This window comes from Nitratireductor aestuarii (genome assembly GCF_014641695.1).
Taxonomy (GTDB): Bacteria; Pseudomonadota; Alphaproteobacteria; order Rhizobiales; family Rhizobiaceae; genus Chelativorans; species Chelativorans aestuarii.
Window position 1 is genome coordinate 1 of the sequence record NZ_BMIF01000063.1, and the last position, 750, is coordinate 750.

General features: G+C 56.3%; 1 protein-coding gene. It reads right to left on the minus strand.

The features are described from left to right. Nucleotides 1-613 (minus strand): IS110 family transposase (locus IEX27_RS21110; protein WP_188723032.1); only part of this gene is annotated, 613 nt, incomplete at its 3' end. Nucleotides 614-750 lie beyond the last annotated feature (137 nt).

Genomic DNA, 750 nt, shown 5'->3' on the forward strand with positions numbered 1-750 from the left:
ACTCCTCCTTCGACAACACCACGATGCTTGCAGGTGTTGGAAACGCGTCGAGAAAGGCGAAGAACCAATCACTGCGGCTATTACCCCGAAAGCGTTCGATCTCAGGAAAATATAGAGGCAGGTAATGCGTCAAGATGCGATGCTGGATCTCGGTCTTGGCCCTGGCAATCGCCTCATGCGTCTTCGATAGTTCCTGCGCGTCGTTGATGCCGGCGCGAAGCGGGTCGTGATAGAACTGGGTCGCCTGAATTTTGAGCATGTGCAGCATCACCTGCGCATCCTTGGGATCGTTCTTGTCCCAACTGTTGTGCAAGGCCTCGCGGGTTCGGGCGAGCGCAAGCGACGACACCAGCCGCACCTCGAAACCAGCTTCAGCCAGGCGCCACGCGATGGGTCGGTGATAATTGCCCGTCGCCTCAAAGCCGCAGACCACCGATCGGCCATACGTCTGCAGAACTTCGATCAGTCGATCATGCTCCGCACGATTGTTGAGGACCTGCAGCCGGCGGCGACGTTTATGGCTTGGATCTTCGATCAGAACTTCATTGCGAACCTTGGCAATATCGATGGCTACCAACACCGCATCGGCGGGTATAATATTTGCGTTGGTCATGGTCGATCTCTCCGAATGGGTTGTGAACACTCACATTCTAGAGAAAATTTGACTGGCCATGGCACCTCGAGCGGTGCGCGCCTGCAGAGAAAAGGCTGCGCGCACCGCTGTTGCAGCCGTCTCTGCTAATCCCTTCC